Below are 21387 nucleotides of genomic sequence, written 5' to 3'. Positions count from 1 at the left end.
TTGGGTTTGAATAAGGTTCAGGCGGCGTAGGCACGGGTGGCCGGGTGGTCGAGCAGCGACACGAAGCGCCCGCTGCGGCCATCCAGGGCGTCGATGGCGCCGCTTTCGATGTCGTAGACCCAGCCGTGCAGGCTCAGCCGGCCTTGTTCCAGGGCCAGGGCCACGGAAGGGTGGGTCTTGAGGTTGGCCAGTTGGGCGACCACGTTTTCCCGGACCAGCGAGTTCAGCCGGTCGGCATCCGATGCGTGAGCGCGGGCGGCATTGATCACCTTGGCCGACTCGGCGTGGCGCAGCCAGTTGGCCACGGCGGGTAAGTGGTCGAGGCATTTGCAGGTGGAGATCGCGGTCATGGCACCGCAGTCGGAGTGGCCGCAGATCACGATGTCGCTGACGCCGAGAACGGCTACTGCGTATTCGACGGTGGCCGACACGCCGCCAGGCTCCGGCCCGTAGGACGGGACGATGTTGCCGGCGTTACGGATCACAAACAGGTCACCGGGTTCCTGCTGGGTCAGCAGTTCCGGGACTACGCGGCTGTCGGAACAGGACACGAACAACGTGCCGGGGTTTTGCGTGGTAGCCAGGTGTTTGAACAGGTCGCTGCGTTGAGTGAAGGCTTCACCCTGGAACTTGCGGAAGCCGTCGATGAGATCTTGCATGGTGGTTCTCCTTGCGTCGCTGATGGGGCAAGGATGGAAGTTTTCAGCTATAGCGTCCAAGACCGGCTTATTATGGTTTCTATAAGTTATGCCTATAGTTGGAGCGCCTTCCATGTTGCTGCGTCATATCCGCTACCTGCTGGCCGTTGCCGAGCACCGTAATTTCACCCGGGCGGCGGAGGCGCTGCATGTGTCGCAGCCGACCTTGTCGCAGCAGATCCGGCAACTGGAAGACACTCTCGGTGCGCCACTGCTGGACCGTTCCGGCAGAAGCGTCAGCCTGACCGATGCAGGCGAGGCCTATGTGCGGTTTGCGCGCCTGGCCTTGCAGGATCTGCAGGCCGGCACCCGCGCCATGCATGACGTGCAGGACCTGAGCCGTGGCAGCTTGCGCCTGGCGATGACGCCGACATTTACCGCCTACCTGATCGGGCCGCTGCTGGCACGATTTAACGGGCTGTATCCGGGGATTACAGTGAGTGTCGAGGAGCTGACCCAGGACCGCATGGAGGCGGCACTGACGGAGGATTTGCTGGATATCGGCATCGGTTTTACCGGCGAGCATTTGCCGGATATCGAGTGTGAAGGGGTGTTTGTCGAGGCGTTGAGCGTAGTGGTGAGCGCCGCTCATCCCGGCATTGATCGACAGTCGTGGCTCCAGCAGCCGTTGGTGCTGCTGAATGCCGGCTTCGCCACGCGTCGCTATATCGATGAGTATTTTCGCAGCCAGGCGGTGAAACCGCTGATCACCATGGAGGCCAATTCCATCAGCGCGATTATCGAAATCGTACGAAATACGCAGTTGGCGACCATCCTGCCCAGCGCGATTGCCCAGGTGCAGCCGGGGTTGCAGGCGGTGCCGCTAAGCCCGCCGTTGCCGCAACGCACGGCGGCGTTGCTCAGCCGCAAGGGAGGCTATCGCAGTGCGGCGTGCAGGGCGTTTGTCGAGCTGGTCAGGGCGCAGCCAGCCACTGATTGATGATGCCGTCATACACGCCGGTCACCGTGCTCAAGTGCAGCCACTGGTCCACGTAACTCTTCCATGCGACATCATCGCGGGGCAGCAGGAACGCTTTTTCGCTGTACTGCATGTACCGCTCGGGATTCACCGCGCACAGTCCCGGCTTGAGCTTCTGCTGATACCGCGCCTCGCTGGCGTCGGTGATCATCACGTCCGCCTTGTTCGCCAGCAGTTCCTCGAAAATCGTCACGTTATCCGGGAACAGCGTCAGTTGTGCCTTGCCCAAATGCGCCCGCGCAAATACTTCATTGGTGCCGCCCGCAGGCTCGATCACGCGTACCTGCGGCTGATTGATCTGCTCCACCGTCTGATAGCGCTGCACATCGGCGCAACGCACCAGCGGGATCTTGCCGTCGACGCCCAATGGTTGGCTGAAAAACGCCTTTTTCTGCCGCTCCAGGGACACTGAAATACCACCCACCGCAATATCACAGCGCTGGGCCAGGAAGTCCGGCATCAGGGTTTTCCAGGTGGTCGGCACCCACTTCACCTGCACCCCAAGGCTCTTGGCCAGGGACTGGGCCATCGAAATGTCGATGCCTTCGTAGCTGCCGTCCGGGCGCAAATAGCTGTAGGGCTTGTAGTCGCCGGTGGTACAGACGCTCATTTCGCCGCGCTGGAGCACTTCATCCAGGCGCGACGCAGGGCTGTCGGCCAGGGCCTGGGCAGACAGGCCGGCCAGCAGGGAAAGGGTCAGCAATGCTTTCATGCGGTCGGGTCCTTGGGCATGGGCAGGGCCGCCATTATTTGCAAATGTTTAGCCACGGCACAACCAAACTCCATCAAGACTGGATTTAACGGCTTAACCTCGCGTGTGAGGCTGCCCGGCATCTCTTTACTGTGAATCCCGCATGGACGGTTCCCCCGACACACACCCTGAGACATCGCCAGGCGCCACCGCGTCCAGCCGTCCGGATGGTCGTCGAGTCACCGCTGATGCCCTCCCTTCCGAACTCGCCTTCTGGGCGCTCTGGCACTGCCGCCACGCGCGCCCACCGGACACCTTTCTCCTACGTTGATTTGCCCGAATGGATGCCCCGCGCATCTGCCCGGCAGCGCCCGCGCGCCTGCCTGACGCGAACGTATGAGAATGCCCATGAGCACGCCCTTTGCCACCCTGCACGAAGCCCAGTCCTTTCTTGAGCAGAACCCGGATATCGAGATGTTCGAGCTGTTCATCCTCGACAACAACGGTGTGCCTCGCGGCAAACTGCTGCACCGCGATGAACTGCTGGCGGTCTATGAAAGTGGCCGGCCGCTGCCGAGTACCATCCTCGGCCTGACCATCAATGGCGACGACGTGGAGAACTCAGGGCTGGTCTGGGAAGTCGGTGATATCGACTGCCGTGCCTACCCGGTCAGCGGCAGTTTGCAGCGCATGCCGTGGCGCCTGATCCCGACGGCAGCAGTGCAAGTCAGCATGCACCCCACCGAAGGCATGCCCGCTACCGTGGCCGATCCCCGGCACCTGCTGGCCAGGGTGATTGACGACCTCAAGGCCGACGGCTATTACCCGGTGATGGCGGCGGAGCTGGAGTTCTATTTGCTCGACCAGAAACCCGACAGTAACGGCCGCCCGCAACCGGCGCGGGATGTCGACGGCGGGCGCCCGCGCTCGACCCAGGTCTACGGCCTGCGGGAGCTGGAGCAGATCGAACCGTTCCTCGCCGACCTCTACAGCGCCTGCAAACTCCAGGGCATCCCGGCGCGCACGGCGATTTCCGAATACGCCCCGGGCCAGGTGGAAATCACCCTGGAACATCGCAGCGATGCCCTGCAAGCCATGGACGAGGCGGTGCGTTACAAGCGCCTGGTCAAGGGCGTAGCCCACAAGCACGGGATGACCGCGTGTTTCATGGCCAAGCCGTTCGACGATCTGGCCGGCACCGGCATGCACATGCACGTCAGCCTGGCGGACCGCGACGGCAATAACCTGTTTGCCAGCGAAGCGCCCGACGGCACGCCGCTGTTGCGCCACGCGGTGGGCGGCATGCTCAGCACCTTGCTCGACTCGTTGCTGATGTTCTGCCCCAACGCCAACTCCTATCGACGCTTCCAGACCAACAGCTACGCGCCGCTGGCCGCGACCTGGGGCGTGGACAACCGCACCGTCACACTGCGGGTGCCCGGCGGACCGGCGTTTTCCCGGCATATCGAACACCGTATCTGCGGCGCCGACGCCAACCCGTACCTCGCGGCGGCCGCGATTCTGGCCGGTATCCACCGGGGCATCCGCGAACAGCGCGACCCCGGCGCGCCGGTGGAGGGCAACGGTTATGCCCAGGCCAAGGAGTTGCTGCCCACCGATTGGCTGACCACCTTGCGTGCGCTTGAAGGCTCGGTTTGGGCGCGTGAGGCGTTCGGCGGCGAATTCCTCGGCGTGTACCTGGCGGTCAAGCGGGCCGAATACCGTCAGTTCATGGGCGAGGTGGGCGAGCAGGATTGGCGCTGGTATCTGCACCAGGCCTGAAGATGAAGGCGCTGATCACAGACAGTTAACAGACAGGCAGCGGGCTGGATACTGGATCTGCATTAACGGCGAACAATCCTTCGACCTTTTTTTCACGAGACGGTGGTTAAGCTGCGAATGTCTGATCCATTAACAGAGTCGTGTGATGCCGTCGCAACCGCCGTCTTCCATCGAGATTGAATTTGCCGAACGCGCTGGCCAGCAGCATGCCCTGGTCTGCGCCGACACGCGTCCGCCGGGGCTGTTGCGGCGCCTGGGGTTGTGGCGCGATGAGCAATTGGTGCGCCGTGCACTGAAGATCGCCGGCGAGCCAGGGCTGATTCTCGACCTGGCGTGCGGCTCCGGGCGCTTTTGGCCGGTGCTGGCCGAGCACAGCAACCGGGTGATCCTGGCGTCGGACAACTCCCAGGACATGCTCGACCACGCCCGTACCCACCACGCGCCGGGCTTGCTCAAGCGGATCAAGACCTTCCAGGGCTCGGCATTTTCCATCGGCCTTTCGGCCAACGCGGTGGACTGCATTTTTTGCCTGGAGTTGTTTCGCCATGTGCCAACGGCAGAAGGGCGCCTGGCCCTGCTCGGTGAGTTTCATCGGGTAAGCCGCGACACGGTAATTGTTTCGGTCAACAGCGACAGCGGCTACCGGGCGTTGCAGCCTGGCCCGGCGGCAGTTGCCAGCCACCGGGCGCAAGTGGAGGCGGAGTTTCGCCTGGCGGGTTTCAAGGTCCTCGGTCAACAGGAGTTCATGCCCGGCTCAGCCATGTGGCGGGTGTATGTCCTGCGTAAGAGAGGATAAGTACCGACTGTCGGACTATTCTTCAGCTCCTATAAGAGTTTTCATGGCGGATGCTGTACTGCGAATGCTCGCAACTCCCTTTCGCGATATATACTGCGCGCCATTCTTCAAGGGAGAGCCGTGTGGCCATCGATATTCACTGGATCTGCGACAACGATAGCCTCGGCCAGCACTGCGCCGAATGGCAGCAGTTGCCATTCGTCGCCCTCGACACCGAATTCATGCGGGTCGACACTTTTTATCCCATAGCCGGGCTGATCCAGATCGGTGATGGCGCGCGCGCTTACCTGATCGACCCCCTGACCATCGACAACTGGCAACCCCTGGCCGCCTTGCTGGAGAACCCGGCGGTGATCAAGGTGGTACACGCGTGCAGCGAAGACCTGGAAGTGTTGCTGCGCCTGACCGGCAGCCTGCCGGTGCCGTTGTTCGACACGCAACTGGCGGCGGCCTACCTGAACCTCGGTTTCTCCATGGGCTATTCGCGGTTGGTGCAAGCCGTCCTCGATATCGAGTTGCCCAAGGGCGAGACCCGCTCCGACTGGTTGCAGCGGCCATTGTCCGAGACGCAAATCAGCTACGCCGCCGAAGACGCGGTGCACCTGGCAGAAGTCTACACACGCCTGCGCCCGAAGCTTTCCGACGACAAATACGCCTGGGTCCTGGAAGACGGTGCCGAACTGGTGGCCAACCTGCGCCGCGAAGTCGACCCGTACGAGGTTTATCGCGACGCCAAGCTCGCCTGGAAACTCTCCCGTGCCCAGCTCGCCGTATTGCGCGAACTGTGCGCCTGGCGCGAACAGCAAGCCCGTGCCCGTGACCTGCCGCGCAACCGGATCATCCGTGAGCACTCGTTATGGCCCCTGGCCAAATCCCAGCCGGATAACCTCGCCGCGCTGGGCAAGATCGAAGACATGCACCCGCGCACCGTGCGCCAGGACGGCGAGTTTCTGCTGGGCCTGATCAAGCGCGCCGGCAGCGTGCCCATGGACCAGTGGCCACCGGCGGTTGCCGAGCCATTGCCGGTGGACGCCGCCACGCTGATCAAGCAACTGCGCGCCCTGGGCCAGGCCGAGGCCGAACGCCTGGACATGGCGCCGGAACTGATGCTGCGCAAGAAAACCCTTGAAGCCCTGGTCAAGAGCGGCTACCCCGAGGGGCCTTACCAATTGCCAGATTCGCTGCGTGGCTGGCGCCGCGAACTGATGGGCCAGGCGCTGCTGGACAGCCTGGCCACTGCCGGAGAACAGCCTTGAAACGTATCTGCTCCATCTATCGCAGCCTCAAACGAAACGAGATGTACCTCTACGTGCTGAAAAGCGATGCACTGGAGCGCGTGCCGGAAAGTCTGCTGGCCGCCTTCGGCAAGCCGCACCACGCCTTCGACCTGGTGCTGAGCCCGGAGCGCAAGCTGTCCCGCGAGGACATCACCGTGGTTCTGGAGAACCTCGAAAAGCAGGGTTACCACCTGCAAATGCCGCCGGCCGAGGACGAGTACATCGAACACTTGCCCGAAGAGCTGCTGCGACGCAATGACCCGATGTGATCGGTCAGTGCCCCGTCCGGGGCACATTCATCAATGGAATTCAATTTTTGGCGGCGGCCGCACGGTACAGTGAACTGGACCGGCGGCCGCCTGCAGTGTTTTTGAAAGGTTTGAACCATGCGCGTTCTGATTGCTGAACACGATCACCCGCTGTACGCCCGGCTGCTGCGCGAAGCGGCGCCGGACCTTGAGGTCATGACCAGCGGCGACTCCGCCGAATTGTCGCGCCTGGCGGCCGATTGCCCGGTGTGGCTGGGCCAGCCGGATCTTCTGGCCACCTTGCTGCGCCAGGGGCACCAGCCACAATGGCTGCAATCCACCTGGGCCGGCATTACGCCGCTGCTGGCCGACGGCCTGCCGCGGGATTACCGCCTGACCCGCGCCGTGGGCATTTTTGGCCAGGTGATGGCCGAATACGTGCTGACTTACATGCTTGGCCATGAGCGTGAAGTGCTGGCGCGGCTGGTCAGCCAGGTCGAGCGCAAGTGGGATAACCGCATGGGCCAGAGCCTGGCGGGGCGCAAAGTGCTGATCGTCGGTACCGGTGATATCGGCCGCAGCGTTGCGCAATTCCTGCAGCCGTTTGGCGTTGAGCTGTACGGCATTGCCAGTGAGGCCCGTGAGCAGGCGCCGTTTGTCGAAGTTGCCGGGCTCGAGGCGTTGCCGCGCCTGGTGGGTGAGGTGGACTACGTGGTCAACCTGCTGCCCAACACACCGAACACCCATGATTTGTACAATGCTGCGCTGTTCAAGCAGTTCAAGCCGACCGGGTTGTTTATCAACGCCGGGCGCGGCGTGGCGGTGGTCGATGCAGACCTGGTGGAAGCGTTGAAGGAAGGTCATCTGGCCGGCGCGGTGATCGACGTTTGCCGTCAGGAGCCATTGCCACAGCGCCATCCGTTCTGGACTGCCTGGGGCTTGCTGTTGACCGGCCACAGCTCGGCGCCGACTTCGCCGGGGATGATGGTGCAATTATTTGTCGAGAATTTGCGCGCGTACCAGGCGCAGGAAACGTTGCGCGGCGAAGTGAGTTTCGAGCGCGGTTACTGACAGCGCGAAGGCCCGGCAACGCGTGTTGCCGGGCGCTTACAAATTTCTGCAAACACTAATCAGATGTTCGTTTCGCAGGCCGTATGTGAGGCTCGTACCCCTCTCCAGATGGGTACATTCTCATGTTGAATGCTGGCACTGTGTCTCTCCCTCCACGGGTAACTCCGCAACTTTCCCTGCTTTCTACCGAGCCGGCGGCGCTCCCTCTATTGCCCTCTGCTCTGGGTGCTACGGCCGATCGCGATACGCAGGCCCTCGCCCCAGTCCCCCGGCAATCCGGTCTCACCGCGGCGTTGGGCGACCGCGAGAATCTGCGGACACTGGGCCAGAAGCTCAACGAAATCGCCAGCCGTCTTGGCGTGAATGCCAGCCCTCAAGCGGTGCTGGCCGCGCTGCAAACGACACCGATGCAAATACACCCCGACTCGTCCTACCCGACCCAGGCGGGTAAAGCGGCGACGGTAGAGACCTTTCTCGGAAGTATCGGCTTGGGGTTGCCCACCAATCATTTTCAGCTGACCGGTCATGCCCATGCGGTGAGTGACAGGGCACTGGAGCATCCGCTCGGCAATTTTGGCGGCGGGTTGTCCTGGCCTGTTCCCATGAGCGCCGCTGAACAGCGCAGGGTACTGGCGGCGGCTACCGACCATGGCAGCCAGAACCCCAATGCACCACACATCGGCGCAAGCGTGGGTGTACTGGAATATCTGAACGCGAACCAGCCGTTGTCGGGCGAGGCATTGGCTGATCCTGCCAAGGCACTCGAAACCCTCGTCAGCTCCACCCGCGGGCAGGCACTGGGGCAAGCCATCCGGGATCAGCTCGGGGGCGTCGCCACCGATGCCAGCGTGAACGAATACGCACTGAGCGCAATCCACCTGCTGCTGGATCCCGAGTCCATTACGGCGCCGCACCGTAACCGTGTGGCAGGTTTCGACCTCGCGCAACACGCCCACTGGGGCAGGCCGGCTTCGGCAGTGCTCGAGCGCCTGAGCACTTTCCTGCACGAAAATCACCAGACCAGTCCCGAGATGGCCAAGGCCGGCGCCTATTTGTTACTGGCACGAAAGGCGCCCGAGTTTTTGATCAAGGACATCCCCGACCGCGTGACCTACGGCAGCCCTGCCTGGGTAAGCCTCGCGGTCGCAGCGGCGGCCATAGAGGCGCAGTTCCCCGGAAAGGTGGCGCACATGACCTTTGCCCAAGTCATGTCCAGCGCGGAAAACGCGATCCTGACGAATCGAGCCGCCGCCGAACATGCACAAAAGGCGGCATTGGTGGACTGGGCCGTGGTCAACGGGATCGTCACATGCCAGCCAGGTGATCGTTACAGCGACGATGAGATAGACCGTGCAAGGACGGCATTCAACGCACAACTGAAGTCGACGCTTGCGGCTACCGGTTTGTTGGAAGCCGAGATTCCAAGCCGTAAAGACATTGCGTTGGCCCATTTGAAGGAGCGGTTTGGCGAACACGTACCTTTTGAAGAGAAACGACTGAAGGTCGTTGACTCGAAACAACCGTCAGCCCAACCACTTTATGATCCGAACCGGGCGCCCGGCGGGCTTTTCTCGTTGTTGGACATCGCCATGAGCGGACTTGGCCAATACCCATGGGAAACCAGGGACTCGAGCATTGCCGAGGCAATCAGGAAAAACACTTATGAACTGGGCCTCGACTTCATCTCGAAAAAACGGCAGGGCGCGGAAAACAAACTGTGGGTCAAGGCCACCGGAAGGAATGGCAACACCGTTTATGAAATTGATTTGAACGCAGGTGCAATCAAGTCGGTGCCGGCCTCGGAGTTAACAACAAAACGTGAGCGGCAGGCCAACAAGGAGTTCAAGACGGAGCCCTTCAAGCCCAAGACCGTGAGCGAGGCTGCCCTTGGCCAAAAGAGCCAGGACGGCTTGTCAACGCCGCCCCCCAGTTTTTCCAGTGCGCGAACCCAGCACATCGCCGATGCCTTTGTTGAGCATCTTGATCTCGACAGTGATGACATAAAAACCTATGCCCGGGGTGTCACCTCGTTCGATAAACAAATGGCAACCGAGTGGAACGTCACCCACTTTTTTCTTGACCTGATTCCGCTCAGGTCAGCCATCGCGAATTTTTCCAGGGGCAACCACCTGGAAGGGGCCAGTGACCTGGCGCTGGATGTCTTTGGTTTCGTCACGGCGGGCGCGGGTGTGGCGGCGAAAGTCACGAAGGCGGGAGCCAAGGTCGCGAGCGCCGCCGCCAAGGCCATTCAAGTGGCAAAAGTCATCGGTGTGGCTGCCATTCAAGCATTCAACCCATTGGATGGCTTCAGCGAACTGGTCGCGGGCGGTGCCCGATTGCTGGGCAAAGGCGCCAACTTTGTACGCGCCACGGGTGCAGAGGTGGTCAACAAGCTCAGGGGCGCGAGCGGCAGCTATGACCTGTTGAAGGCTGCCAGTAAACACTATGACGCAGCAGCGACGGGTACCTTCAAGGTCGCCGGGCAAAGCGTTGATGGAGGCGCGGTACTCCAGAACGGTCGATGGTATGCGTTTGATGTGGACAGGATGCGGCCTTACGGCAGCCCTCTTGAAGGCTTCACCGCAAAAACGAGTGCGATGGATGGGGCGATCATCACCACGCCTGCCGAGCCGGGCAGCGCCCTGAACAACCGGTTGCTTGGCGACTACAGCGTGGCCGAATCGAAAATAGCCGGGCTTGCGCGCAACAGTCAGGGGATCTATGTGGCGGCGGACGGTCACTTGTCCCACATCCGCCATACCGATACTGCCGGCAACACTGCGGTCTACGAAGTGCGGCAAGTGACTCGCACCGCCGACGGTGCCGTACAGGCGCAGATTTATCACAACAACCGGCAAACGCCGCTGCTGGTGCAGCACCTGCAGGGGGACCAATGGCAGCGCCTGGGGGCACGCGGCGGTAACCCGCCTTCTGTGGCATCAGACCTGGGGCCGGAAATTGGCGGGGGCGGTGAGGGGACGATCTACGACAGTCTCGACGGGAAAAGTGTCTATAAGGACTATGGCCCTTCATCCATGACTTCTGCCGACGACTTTGTCGATAACGAGACCCTGTGCCTGAACAGCTATTACGGTGACGGCTTTGCAACCACGATATTTGAAAATGGTCGCCGTTATTTGAAAATGGGCAAGCTGGACGGGGTGGATGTAAATACCCTGGCAAGGGGAAGTTTGCCCCCAGAGGCCAGGCTTTTACTGGATGACGCATTTCGGCGCATGGAACAGAAAAATCTTTACCACAACGATCTGCATTTAAGTAATTTCCTGTATTCAGCGAGGGATAATAAAATCTATCCAGTGGACTTGAACGCAAACGGTCTTGAAGACATGACACCGTTTCTCGCCAATATGTACAAGCGTGATCGAGACGAGCTGCGCAGGGCCTATTACGCGCTGATCGCCAAGGCGTAGCTGCACTTGTGGCGGGTGTACCCTGCTGTGATCGCAGCAGCAGGGTTTTGACGTGACCGTCAACGACTGCCAGAGCGTGTTCAGTCCTGGTGGTTGAAGTCGCCTTCGGACACCAGCTCGTTCAATGGACGACGCGGGCTCGGGGTTTCCCGGGCTTGCAGGTAGTCGGCCAGGGTCGATTTGTCGCCGAGCTTGCCAATCGCCACCGCAGCGTGCAGGGCGTAACCTTCAGGAATCTTCAGTTCCTTGCGGGTCAGTTCCTGGTCGAAACCGGCCATGCCGTGGGTGTGCCAGCCGCTGAGGCTGGCTTGCAGCGCCAGGTGGCCCCAGGCCGAGCCGGTGTCAAAGGTGTGCCACAGGGCCGGGGTTTCTTCGGTGGCACCAGGCACGGCAAAAGTCGTCTTCGACGCGACGATCACCAGGGCTGAGGCATGCTGTGCCCAGCCACGGTTGAATTCGTTCAGCAGGCCCAGGAAACGTTCCCAGTTCGGCGTGTCGCGGCGCGCATAGAGAAAACGCCATGGCTGCGAGTTGTAGGCCGAAGGTGACCAGCGCGCGGCTTCGAAGAAGCTCAACAGGGTGTCCACCGGGATGCTTTCGCCGGTGAAGGCGCGCGGCGACCAGCGGTCGGTGAATTGTGGGTGGATCGGATAGTCGGCGACGCGTGGGTTGCTGCTCATTGGGCTGATCCTGATGAAAAACCGGGGTTCAAAACTACTTCGCCGCCGGGTGGCTGACAAGTCTTGTTCTACCGACAGTCGTAAGCGCTTGGCCCCGGGGGCCATGGGCACTAGACTGGCGGCCTTTTAACATACCGATATTGATGTAGAGCCATGGCCGCCAAAGTCGAACCTTTCTGGATCCGCAAAACCCTCGAACAACTCGACCAGGACGAGTGGGAGTCGTTGTGCGACGGCTGCGGCCTGTGCTGCCTGCAAAAGCTCGAGGATGAAGACGACAACAGCGTCTACTACACGCGCATCGCCTGCAAACTGCTGGACCTGAAAACCTGCCAGTGCACCGATTACCCCAACCGTCGCGCCTCGGTGCCCGATTGCATCCAGCTCACTCCGGGCCAGGCCGACCAGTTCAAATGGCTGCCGCCCACCTGCGGTTACCGGCTGGTCAGCGAGCGCAAGGATTTGCCGCTGTGGCACCACCTGGTCTGCGGCGATCGCGACGCTGTGCACCAGGAACGCATTTCCCAGTCCGGGCGCATGCTCAGCGAAGGCAGCGTGCCCGAGGATGACTGGGAGGATTACCTGATTTTTCGTGCAGGCTGAGAAGGAGTGTGTATGACGGTTGGAGCCAGGCTGGCGGCGAGCCTGCTGTTGTTGGTATTGAGTGCGCCGGCGTGGGCGGCGAAGAAAGTTGACCTGGACTATCACGTCAAGCTGTTGCCCCAAAGTGATCAGGCAGAAGTGCGCCTGAGCCTGTCCCAAGGCTCGGCGGTGCGCAGCCTCAACTTCGACCTGGGCCGCGACGGCGACTACAGCGACTTCAAGGCCGATGGCCAGTGGCAAGTGTTGCCGGGCAATACCCCGGGTGACAGCCGCGGCCTGTGGCAACCGAGTGCCGACAAGGCCAGCCTGACCTACCGTGTACGCCTCACCCACGCGCGCAAGAAAGGCGTCTATGAAGCGCGGATGACGCCGAGTTGGGCGCTGTTTCGCGGCGAGGACCTGGTGCCCACTGCACGTCTGGATCAACAGGACGGCATTGAACTGGTGTCGCGCCTGGTGTTTGAACTGCCTGCCGGCTGGAAAAGCGTCGAGACGTCCTGGCCGCGCATCGGCAAGAACAAATTCCGCATCGATAACGTTTCCCGCCTGTTTGACCGGCCCACCGGCTGGATGCTCGCGGGTACGCTGGGCAGTCGCAGGATGCGCCTGGGGGAAACCGAAATCACCGTGGCGTCGCCCAAAGGGCAAGGCATGCATCGCATGGATGTGCTGACCTTGCTGACGTTTGTCTGGCCGCAAGTGCAAGCGGCATTCCCACGGCACCCGGCGAAATTGCTGGTGGTGGGCGCCAGTGACCCGATGAGGCGCGGTGCGTATTCGGCGCGGGACTCGATTTACCTCAACAGCCGAACGCCGTTGGTCAGCGAGAACGGTAGCAGCCCGTTGATCCGTGAAGTGGTGCAGGCTATCGGCCGCTTCAACGACCACCAGGGCAGCGATTGGATCAGCGAGGGCTTGGCGCAGTACTACGCCATTGAGCTGATGCGCCGCGCAGGGGGGATCAGCGACGATCGTTATGCCGCCCTGCAGGCCCGGCTGGCCAGCGAAGGCAAGGACGTGACCACTCTGCGGGTCGAGCACGCCAGTAGCGCGACCGTCTCACGAGCGGTGGTGTTGTTGCAGGAGCTGGACCGCGAGATTCGTGTGAAAACCCACAACAAGCGTTCGCTGGATGATTTGACCCAGGCGGTGATGCGCTTGAACAGCATCAGCACAAAGGAATTCGTGCAGCTGGGGGAGAGCATTATTGGCGAGTCGTCGGTAGTACTCGATACCAAACTGCTGCACTGAAACCAAGGTGGGAGCGGGCTTGCTCGCGAAAGCGGTGTATCAGAAACACAGTCAGTGACTGACACTCCGCTTTCGCGAGCAAGCCCGCTCCCACTTTTGATCGGGGTTAACCCACAGTTTTGCTGGCGTTTTCAGCCGCCACTTCAGCCTTGGTCTTGAGGTTTTTCAGTTCCTCACCGGCGCGTTCGATCTTGGTTCGCACGCTGTTCATTTCCTGGCGGCTGCGCTCCAGCAACTCTTTCGCCGAGCTATGCCCGCTGATCCCGCGTGCCAGCGCTACGCCGCCAATCGCCACCTGGATCAAACCGAAAAAGCCGCCACGGCGCAGGCCTTTGCCCATCATCACCACACCGCCAGCCAGGGAGCCGATGCGTTCCCAGCCCTGGACGTTTTGCGTGGGTTGGGGCTCGAACGGGGTGGACCGGATAACGGGTCGCAGGGTTTTGCTGTCGCTCATGATCTGTCTCCAACAAGGGCTGATTGATATGCAGCTGACTGCACACAGGCCGCGGATGTTCCCAAAAAATCAGTATTTGGGGCCCGAACGGGTGTTGTTGCCCTTGGCCAGACGGTCGTAAAGCACCACGTTGACGGTGGCGGCGAGGTTCATGCAACCGGTGGTCGGGATGTAGATCACGTCTTCACACCAGTCGCGAATCTCTTTGTCGAGGGAGCCGTCTTCCGGACCGAAGATATACAGCGCACGGTCCGGATGGGTGTATTCGGGGAGAGGGCGGGCGCCTTCCACCAGCTCGACGGCGACGGGGATGCAGCCCAGGGGCAGGATCTTTTTCAGGTCGTCGATACCGATCAGCGGAATGTCGTGGTGGACCTTCTTGGTGTCGGTAATAAAGTCCCGGGCCCGCTCATAGCGCTTGCCGGTGTAGAACACCGAGGCCACGCCGTAGCAGCCGGCGGCGCGCATCACCGAGCCGACGTTTTCGGGGGATTTGGGGTTGTACAGACCGATGCAGCTGTAGCGTTTATTGCCCACGGGAAAGGGTGCCTTCGAGAAAAACCGCGATTATACGGGGATTGCTCGAAAGGCGGTCAGTTTGAGCGGCACGTGTTGCAACACTGTGGCGAGGGAGCTTGCCGTGACAAAAGAGCTTGCTGTGGCGAGGGAGCTTGCTCCCGCTGGAGTGCGAAGCGCTCCCAAAAAACGTGGGGCCGCTACGCAGCCCAGCGGGAGCAAGCTCCCTCGCCACAACAAGCCTTCTCCCACTGCGAGCCTCCTTCCACAGCGAGCCATCTCCCACAGCAGGTCGTTCATTACATCGCTTCAGTCGTCTTTCTTCATCAACCCGGCCAACGCCGCAAACGGGTTGTGCGTCGCCTTGGCGATCGTCGGGCTGCTGGTGGAGCCTTCGCCGAAATACTGCTGGTCGGTATAACGCGAGTGTTCGTTGTCGTGGCAATACAGGCACAGCAACTCCCAGTTGGAGCCGTCCTGGGGGTTGTCGTCATGGTTGTGGTTGCGGTGGTGCACGGTCAGTTCGCTCAGGCGCTTGCCGGCGAATTCACGGGCGCAGCGGCCACACACGTGGGGGTACATCTTCAGGGCTTTGTCGCGGTAGCCCATTTCCCGGTCGCGCTGGGCATCGGCGAGGATGCGGTCCAGCTTGGCGGTGTGGGAGGGCGGGTTGGTCGAGCTCATCATGGCTCCTGTCTTTTAGTGGATCACGGATAGCGTTGATTCTAGCTGCTTGCGGGCTAATAAACCTCCGGCTTTTTCAGGCGCGGTCATGCCGGTGAGGGGGATTGTTTGTAGTATCGACGAACTGAATTCATAAGGAGCGGTACTCATGCGGATGCATTCATGGTTGTGGGCGCTGCTGTTGTGCGCCATCAGTGTTCAGGTCCAGGCGTTTTCCACGCCCCAGCCGGGCGAGGTGATCGATGTGGCGCTGGAGCAGCTCCACCCGACCCAGGCCGTCATCGGTTTTGATCAGATACATTACAAGCTGGGGGTATTTGCCGAGTCGCCCAAAAAAGTGTTCGACGAATACTGTGAAACCAACGGCCAGGGCGGTGTCGACAAGGTGCCTGAAGATGCCGATCTGCATAAGCCGGGCAGCTTCACCTGCAAAGACCCGGTAGGCGCTCACCCGGCGGATATGAAAACCGTGGTGGTCGGTCCCGCTGGCCAGTTGTACCTCACCGACGGCCACCACTCGTTCAGTACCTTGTGGGACCAGCCAGGTGCCGGCGCCAAACTGAAGATGTGGGTGCGGGTCACCGATAACTTCAGCGACAGTCCCGACCTGGCGACTTTCTGGAAACGCATGGAGCAGGGCCGCAAGGTCTGGCTCAAGGACGGCCAGGGCAAGACCATCACGCCTGAGCAAATTCCGGCACACCTGGGCTTCAAGGACCTCGGCGACGATATGTTCCGCAGCCTGGTTTACTTCTCCCGCAAGGCGTCCTACGGCAAGCCGACCTCTGGTGAGGTGGTGCCGGAATTCCTGGAGTTTTACTGGGGAGGGTGGTTGCGCACGCAGATTGACCTCGGCGCGTTCAACCTGAACAAGCAAGGCGGGTATGAAAAGGCAATCGAGGCGGTAGCCAAGCGCATGGTCAGCCTGGCGCCCGAGGCACCGGTAGGGGACAGCGGCTTCAGCGCCCGGCAGTTGGGCGGCTTCACGTCACTTGACCGCAAAGAACTGAACGATACGTTCAAGAAGAAAGTGCCCTACGTTATCGACAGTAGAAGTAACTAAGTGACGAACCGGCAGGGGCGGCCTTGTGCTGTTTCTGTCGGGCGTATAACGGCTTAATATACAGTAAAGATCCGGCAAATATCGATTTAAATGCCGTGGGGCATTTAATTGGCTTCAGGGTGATAAAGTGTTGGACTAACTTTGCCAGTTTGTTTAATGTGGCGCCTCTTGGCCTACTGCCGTTAGTGTGTTCTGTGGTGGCGTCAGGTAGTCAATACGTCAGGTCTTTCCTGGCGACTGTCAGTTTCCCGCAAACCGGGCTTTCCTTTCACGATATCAACCCCCGTGGTTGACGTTGTGGCGTTTCAAATCAGAAGCGCTCATCCAGAGCGTACTGCTTCCAATAACCGAAGTCGGGTGGTTGAAGTGTCTGATGATCGTCGTGCAAATAATAAAAGATCGACGCGTTACCCTGTTGTTATAACTTGAAGGTTCGGGATAGGTGTCCCGTGCAAGTTGTAAGTTTATGGTGCCCGTTAATAAACTTCTGATGTTCATCTCACTGACATTCACACTGCGTGAATGCAACGGCCTGCTTCAATTGAATACATGCAATTTTTTGTAGAGGCTGTTGTGTCTAAAGGCGTTGTTCTGGCGGTTTCCGCTTCCTTCCTGTTTGGTGTGCTGTATTTCTTTACCTCCCTTCTTGAACCCTTGAATGGCCAGCAGATATTTGGCTGGCGAATGCTCATCTCGTTGCCCTTCATGACGTTGCTGTTGTGCCTGTCCGGGGATTGGAAGTGGGTGCCGTTGATCTACAAGCGTCTGCGGGAGAAACCCGCATTGCTGCCTTGTGTCGTGCTCACCAGTGCCCTGGTGGGTGTGCAGTTGTGGATATTCATGTGGGCGCCCCTCAATGGCCACGGCCTGGATGTGTCGCTGGGCTATTTCCTGTTACCGCTGACCATGGTCATCACCGGGCGCATCGTTTACGGCGAACGCCTTTCCCATCTGCAAAAAATTGCCGCAGCGCTGGCGGCGGTGGGCGTGGCCAACGAGCTGTATCGCACGGGCGGGTTCTCCTGGACCACCCTGGTGGTGTGCGTCGGTTATCCGCTGTATTTCGTGCTGCGCAGGCGTTGTGGCACCGACAACCTCGGCGGGCTGTGGCTGGACATGATGCTGATGATTCCGGTCGCGCTGTGGTTCGTCCTCGGTAGTGAGCCCATCAACGAGACCCTGGCGCAGCGCCCGGCGCTCTATTGGCTGGTGCCACTCATGGGGTTGGTCAGCGCGGCGGCGGGTTATTCCTACATCCTGGCCAGCCGGCTGTTGCCGTTCAGCCTGTTCGGTTTGCTCAGTTACGCAGAACCGGTGCTGCTGGTGGCCGTGTCGCTGATGCTGGGAGACGCTCTCAAACCGGGCCAATGGATGACCTACCTGCCGATCTGGCTGGCGGTGGTGGTGTTGGTGCTGGAAGGCTTGAGGCATTTGAATCGACTGCGCCGGTCGATCTGACCTACGACCCGCGCAGTGAATTCAGGCGGCTGTTTCAGCCCTTGAGTTTCTCGGCAATCCAGATGGTATGCCGCGTGCCCTTGTTGCCATGGGCAAACACTTGCACTTCCTCGGCCTTGAAGCCGGCCTTGCGCAGTTTGTCGCTGAACTGCTTGTCGGCGCTGGCCGACCATACCGCCAGCACGCCCTTGGGCCGTAGCGCCTTGGCGCAGGCGCTTAGGCCACCGGCGGAATACAGCCAGCTGTTGGCTTTTTGCGTCAGGCCTTCGGGGCCGTTGTCGACGTCCAGCATGATTGCGTCAAACCCCTGGGGCTCGGCCTGCAGCACCTTGGCCACGTCTTCCATACGGATCACGGTGCGCGGGTCCAGCAGCGGGCGGCCGGACTTTTCCCCCAGGGGCCCGCGATTCCACTCGACCACGCCGGGCACCAGCTCGGCAACCACCACTTCGGCAGTCTTGCCCAAATGCTTGAGCGCTGCCGCCAGGGTAAAACCCATGCCCAGGCCGCCAATCAACACCCTGGAGCCGGGCCGACCGGCGACTTTGCGGCACGGAATCTCCGCCAGCGCATCCTCGGAACCGTGCATGCGCGTGTTCATCAACTGGCCACCGTCACCGCCCTGAATCTTGATGACAAAATCCTCACCGTATTCGAACAGGCACAAGGCACCGCCGTTGTCGGGGATCGGAGTGGTGTCCAGCAGAACGAAACGTTTCATGGAAATCTCATTGGGAAGGGCATTCTTGCGCGGTTGGGAGTAGCCTTACGACTTTACGGTCAGGCCATGGAGCCATCGATGAAGTGCAGCATTCTAACGGTCATTGTGTGGAGCGCGCTCGCCCTTGGCGGTGTGGCCCAGGCTCAGGAGTCGCAAACCGTGCCGATTACCCCCGCGCCCACGGCGGGTTCACCGGGTACTGCAACGCCCACGCCTTACCCGCAAGTCACGCCACCGGCAACGCCAAAGGCGGCCGGCAGCGGTGAGCCATTGTTGGCGCCGATCGTGCTGCCCGCGCCGCCGAAGGACCAGACGATCCCCGGCTTGCAGCAAAACGACATCAAGCCCAAGACCCCAGGCGGCTAAAACTGCTGTGACAGCAATTGCCCGTCCGCCATGCGCAGGCGCCTGGACAGGGCGATAGCAATCGCACGAATGATCTTGGCCGCGATTTTCGGTGCATCGTTGAGCATCTTTTCCAGGGAATCCTTGCCCAGGTTCAACAGCACGCAATCGCTGGCCGCCACACAGCTGGCGGAGCGGCGCTCGCCGTCCAGCACAGCCATCTCGCCAAAGGTCCGCCCGCTGCGCAAGGTGGCGATAGTCAGGCGCTGGCCTGCATGGTTGGTCTTCTGCACCGCCACCTGGCCTGAGTGAATGATGCACATGAAGGTGCCCGCGTCGCCCTCGAGGAAAATCACCTCATCGCGGGCGATGCTGCTGATGTTGAAATAGCCCGCCGCTACGTGGAAGTCTTCCGGCAGCAACGGGTCGAACAGGCCGCAATCCATCAGCATGTCGCGGATTTCGTTATTGAGTAAGGTCGGTTCTGGCATGAGGCTTACAGTCTTTGTCCATAAATCGTGCAGGGCGCGCCCGGCGGTCAAGTGTTCAGACCGGCCCGCCAGGCGGAGTTCCTTAAATCAGCCCCAGCGCCTTGAAAACAAATGCATATTCGAGTGCTACGTCACGTAATCCCTGGTAACGACCACTCATGCCGCCGTGGCCGGCGCCCAGCTCGGTCTTGAGCAGCAACAGGTTGTCGTCGGTCCTGGTGTCGCGCAGCTTGGCCACCCACTTCGCCGCTTCCCAATACTGCACGCGGCTGTCGTTGTAGCCGGCGATCACCAGCGTGGCCGGATAGGCCTGGGCGCTGACGTTTTCGTACGGTGCGTACGCCTTGATCCGCTCATACACCTCGGGCTCCTGCGGGTTGCCCCATTCGTCGTACTCGGTGATGGTCAGCGGCAACTCGGGGTCGAGCATGGTGTTGAGCACATCGACGAACGGCACTTCGGCAATCGCCGCCTGGAACAGCTCCGGGCGTTGATTGAGCACCGCGCCGATCAACAGGCCACCGGCGCTGCCGCCGCTGATGGCCAGTTGCTTGGAGGTGGTCAGGCCCTGGGCGATCAAGTGTTGGGCGCAGGCGATAAAGTCGCTGAAGGTGTTTTGCTTGTGCTCCTGCTTGCCGCCGCGATACCAGGCCTCACCCAGTTCGCCGCCGCCGCGTACATGGGCAATGGCGAAGGCCACGCCACGGTCCAGCAGGCTCAGGCGGGCGTGGGAGAACCACGGGTCGAGGCTGTGGCCGTAGGCGCCGTAGCCGTACAGATACAGGGGCGTCGGCTTACCCAACTGGTCGCGTCGGACGACAAGACTGATCGGCACCTGAGTGCCATCGGCCGACGTTGCCCACAGGCGTTGGCTGACGTAGTCGTCGGCGTTGAACACGCCCAGCACCGGGGTTTCCTTGAGCACTTGTTGTGCGCCGCCGGCCAGTTCCAGCTGACGAACCTGGGCCGGGCGGTTCAGGGCCTCATAGCGCAGGCGGATCTTGTCGCTGGCAAATTCCAGGCTGTTTTGCACATAGAGGCTGTAGGCCGCGTCCGGTAACTCCACGCGATAAGCGGCTTGCCCCTGTGGGTGCACTTCGATGATCGGCAGGCCGCCGATCCGCAGGCTCAGGGTCATGGCCCGGGCATTGAGGCTTACGCCATCGAGCATTACCGCGTCGTCGTGGGGGATCAGGTTCAGCCAGTCGTCCTGGGTCGGCACACTGCCGGTGTCGGCCGCCTGGAACAGCGCAAAGTTGATGCCGTCACGGTTGCTGCGGATAAACCAGGTCCACTGGTCGTCCAGCTTGCCGTGGTCGACGTCATATTCATGGCCTTCGACCCGTGGCGCCATGCAGGTAAACGCCTGCTGCGGCTTTTCGGCGTCCAGGGCCCAGATCTCGCTGGTGGTCTTGCTGCCCAGGGCCAGCAGCAATTGACGCTCGGAGCTGGAGCGGTAGCAGTGCAGGAAGAAACGTCCGTCAGGCTCGTGGAACACTTCTTCGGCGGCAGTGCCGTCCAGGCGATAGCGATACAGCTTGTGCGGGCGATGGGTGTCGTCCAGCTCGGTGAAGAACAGGGTCAGGCTGTCGTTGGCCCAGGTCATGCTGCCATCGCAGTCTTCAAACTCCAGTTCGCTGACCTTGCCGGTGGCCAATTCCTTCACATAGAGGGTGTAGATCTCTTCGCCGCTGGTATCCAGGCTGTAGGCCAGGCGCTGGTGGTCCGGGCTGATGCTGAAGGCGCCGAGGGAGAAAAAGCCGCCATTGGCCAGTACGTTCGGATCCAGCAGCAGCTCTTCCGCGCTTTCGTCGACCTGTTGGCTGTCGTCCGCCGGGCGCGGGCAGCGGTAGTGGCGGGCGTATTCGTCGCCGGCGGTGGTGCGGGTGTAATACAGGTACGGGCCCCAGGGCGAGGGCAGGGACAGGTCGGTTTCGAGGATGCGGCCCTTGATCTCCTCGAACAGGGTCTCGCGCAGCGCCTGCTGGTCGGACAATTGTGCTTCTTGCCAGGCATTTTCCGCCTTGAGGTAATCGAGCACCTCGGCGCTGTCACGCGCTTGCAGCCAGGCATACGGGTCGGTGCCTGGGGCCTTGCGGGCGATCGGGGCGGCAGTGATGTGGGTCGATGGGGGCATGGATCACT

Annotated in this window: 21 protein-coding genes; 12 read left to right on the top strand and 9 right to left on the bottom strand. The window is 61.2% G+C overall.

Annotated features, from left to right (window positions below):
* Positions 1 to 17: 17 nt before the first annotated feature.
* The gene (locus HX807_RS15525; RefSeq protein ID WP_008437919.1) at positions 18 to 659 is read right to left on the bottom strand and encodes a carbonic anhydrase; all 642 of its coding nucleotides are present in this window, start codon (positions 657 to 659) and stop codon (positions 18 to 20) included.
* Positions 660 to 771: 112 nt separating this feature from the next.
* Between HX807_RS15525 and cynR the strand changes: the two genes are divergently transcribed.
* On the top strand, positions 772 to 1638 hold the full coding sequence (cynR, locus tag HX807_RS15520; RefSeq protein ID WP_008437920.1) for a transcriptional regulator CynR: 867 nt from the start codon (positions 772 to 774) through the stop codon (positions 1636 to 1638).
* Here cynR and HX807_RS15515 read toward each other — a convergent pair.
* Positions 1613 to 2389 (bottom strand): transporter substrate-binding domain-containing protein, encoded by a 777-nt coding sequence (locus HX807_RS15515; RefSeq protein WP_008437921.1) that lies wholly within the window; start codon positions 2387 to 2389, stop codon positions 1613 to 1615. The two genes, cynR and HX807_RS15515, sit on opposite strands and share 26 nt — an antisense overlap.
* Before the next feature lie 387 nt (positions 2390 to 2776).
* Between HX807_RS15515 and HX807_RS15510 the strand changes: the two genes are divergently transcribed.
* The 6 genes from HX807_RS15510 to HX807_RS15485 all read left to right on the top strand — a co-directional run bounded on the left by HX807_RS15510 (position 2777) and on the right by HX807_RS15485 (position 10973).
* Positions 2777 to 4150 carry a glutamine synthetase family protein gene (locus HX807_RS15510; RefSeq protein WP_003210664.1) on the top strand — a complete coding sequence of 458 codons (1374 nt, stop codon included), beginning with the start codon at positions 2777 to 2779 and terminating at the stop codon, positions 4148 to 4150.
* 145 nt (positions 4151 to 4295) lie between these two features.
* Positions 4296 to 4946 carry a class I SAM-dependent methyltransferase gene (locus tag HX807_RS15505; RefSeq protein ID WP_003210665.1) on the top strand — a complete coding sequence of 217 codons (651 nt, stop codon included), beginning with the start codon at positions 4296 to 4298 and terminating at the stop codon, positions 4944 to 4946.
* A 122-nt stretch (positions 4947 to 5068) separates the two neighbouring features.
* Complete coding sequence (gene rnd, locus HX807_RS15500; RefSeq protein WP_008437922.1) at positions 5069 to 6202, top strand: ribonuclease D; 1134 nt, start codon at positions 5069 to 5071, stop codon at positions 6200 to 6202.
* Positions 6199 to 6492: a YcgL domain-containing protein gene (locus HX807_RS15495; RefSeq protein WP_003210667.1), complete on the top strand. Its 294-nt coding sequence runs from the start codon at positions 6199 to 6201 to the stop codon at positions 6490 to 6492. The genes rnd and HX807_RS15495 overlap by 4 nt, the downstream gene beginning before the upstream one ends.
* 117 nt (positions 6493 to 6609) lie before the next feature.
* On the top strand, positions 6610 to 7542 hold the full coding sequence (locus tag HX807_RS15490) for a D-2-hydroxyacid dehydrogenase (protein ID WP_177050401.1): 933 nt from the start codon (positions 6610 to 6612) through the stop codon (positions 7540 to 7542).
* Positions 7543 to 7751: 209 nt separating this feature from the next.
* Entirely contained in the window at positions 7752 to 10973 is a 3222-nt protein-coding gene (locus tag HX807_RS15485) for a hypothetical protein (protein WP_256349487.1), read from the top strand.
* Between the two features lie 80 nt (positions 10974 to 11053).
* On the opposite strand, the gene HX807_RS15480 is transcribed toward HX807_RS15485, so the two are convergent.
* Positions 11054 to 11653: a nitroreductase family protein gene (locus HX807_RS15480; protein WP_008437924.1), complete on the bottom strand. Its 600-nt coding sequence runs from the start codon at positions 11651 to 11653 to the stop codon at positions 11054 to 11056.
* Positions 11654 to 11806: 153 nt separating this feature from the next.
* Here HX807_RS15480 and HX807_RS15475 point away from each other — a divergent pair, with 153 nt between their 5' ends.
* Together HX807_RS15475 and HX807_RS15470 are read left to right on the top strand one after the other, a co-directional pair.
* Positions 11807 to 12256, top strand: a complete 450-nt coding sequence (locus HX807_RS15475; RefSeq protein ID WP_003210671.1) for a YcgN family cysteine cluster protein — start codon at positions 11807 to 11809, stop codon at positions 12254 to 12256.
* Between the two features lie 12 nt (positions 12257 to 12268).
* The gene (locus HX807_RS15470) at positions 12269 to 13507 is read left to right on the top strand and encodes a hypothetical protein (protein WP_087692570.1); all 1239 of its coding nucleotides are present in this window, start codon (positions 12269 to 12271) and stop codon (positions 13505 to 13507) included.
* Between the two features lie 106 nt (positions 13508 to 13613).
* On the opposite strand, the gene HX807_RS15465 is transcribed toward HX807_RS15470, so the two are convergent.
* From HX807_RS15465 to HX807_RS15455, 3 genes are all read right to left on the bottom strand, one after another.
* Positions 13614 to 13964, bottom strand: coding sequence for a DUF2892 domain-containing protein (locus HX807_RS15465; protein WP_003210673.1), 351 nt, complete (start codon positions 13962 to 13964; stop codon positions 13614 to 13616).
* A gap of 69 nt (positions 13965 to 14033) precedes the next feature.
* Positions 14034 to 14501 carry an RNA methyltransferase gene (locus tag HX807_RS15460; RefSeq protein WP_003210674.1) on the bottom strand — a complete coding sequence of 156 codons (468 nt, stop codon included), beginning with the start codon at positions 14499 to 14501 and terminating at the stop codon, positions 14034 to 14036.
* Between the two features lie 288 nt (positions 14502 to 14789).
* Entirely contained in the window at positions 14790 to 15164 is a 375-nt protein-coding gene (locus HX807_RS15455) for a YajD family HNH nuclease (RefSeq protein ID WP_003210675.1), read from the bottom strand.
* A gap of 148 nt (positions 15165 to 15312) precedes the next feature.
* On the opposite strand from HX807_RS15455, the gene HX807_RS15450 reads away from it, so the two are divergent.
* Both HX807_RS15450 and rarD read left to right on the top strand, forming a co-directional pair.
* A complete protein-coding gene (locus HX807_RS15450) occupies positions 15313 to 16227 on the top strand; it encodes a ParB/Srx family N-terminal domain-containing protein (protein ID WP_177050399.1) in 915 nt (304 codons plus the stop codon).
* Positions 16228 to 16800: 573 nt separating this feature from the next.
* On the top strand, positions 16801 to 17685 hold the full coding sequence (gene rarD, locus HX807_RS15445) for an EamA family transporter RarD (protein ID WP_023659097.1): 885 nt from the start codon (positions 16801 to 16803) through the stop codon (positions 17683 to 17685).
* A gap of 34 nt (positions 17686 to 17719) precedes the next feature.
* Here the strand turns inward: rarD and HX807_RS15440 are convergent, their stop codons facing one another.
* Positions 17720 to 18406, bottom strand: a complete 687-nt coding sequence (locus HX807_RS15440) for a spermidine synthase (protein ID WP_063032534.1) — start codon at positions 18404 to 18406, stop codon at positions 17720 to 17722.
* A 78-nt stretch (positions 18407 to 18484) separates the two neighbouring features.
* On the opposite strand from HX807_RS15440, the gene HX807_RS15435 reads away from it, so the two are divergent.
* Positions 18485 to 18772, top strand: a complete 288-nt coding sequence (locus tag HX807_RS15435) for a hypothetical protein (RefSeq protein WP_003210679.1) — start codon at positions 18485 to 18487, stop codon at positions 18770 to 18772.
* Here the strand turns inward: HX807_RS15435 and HX807_RS15430 are convergent.
* Together HX807_RS15430 and HX807_RS15425 are read right to left on the bottom strand one after the other, a co-directional pair.
* Complete coding sequence (locus tag HX807_RS15430; protein WP_003210680.1) at positions 18769 to 19242, bottom strand: cyclic nucleotide-binding domain-containing protein; 474 nt, start codon at positions 19240 to 19242, stop codon at positions 18769 to 18771. The two genes, HX807_RS15435 and HX807_RS15430, sit on opposite strands and share 4 nt — an antisense overlap.
* A gap of 82 nt (positions 19243 to 19324) precedes the next feature.
* A complete protein-coding gene (locus tag HX807_RS15425) occupies positions 19325 to 21379 on the bottom strand; it encodes a S9 family peptidase (RefSeq protein WP_134325909.1) in 2055 nt (684 codons plus the stop codon).
* Positions 21380 to 21387: the final 8 nt, after the last annotated feature.

This window comes from Pseudomonas sp. D8002 (genome assembly GCF_013385695.1).
GTDB lineage: Bacteria > Pseudomonadota > Gammaproteobacteria > Pseudomonadales > Pseudomonadaceae > Aquipseudomonas.
The sequence above is the reverse complement of the archived record's forward strand: the minus strand, read 5'-3'. Positions and strand labels throughout refer to the sequence as shown.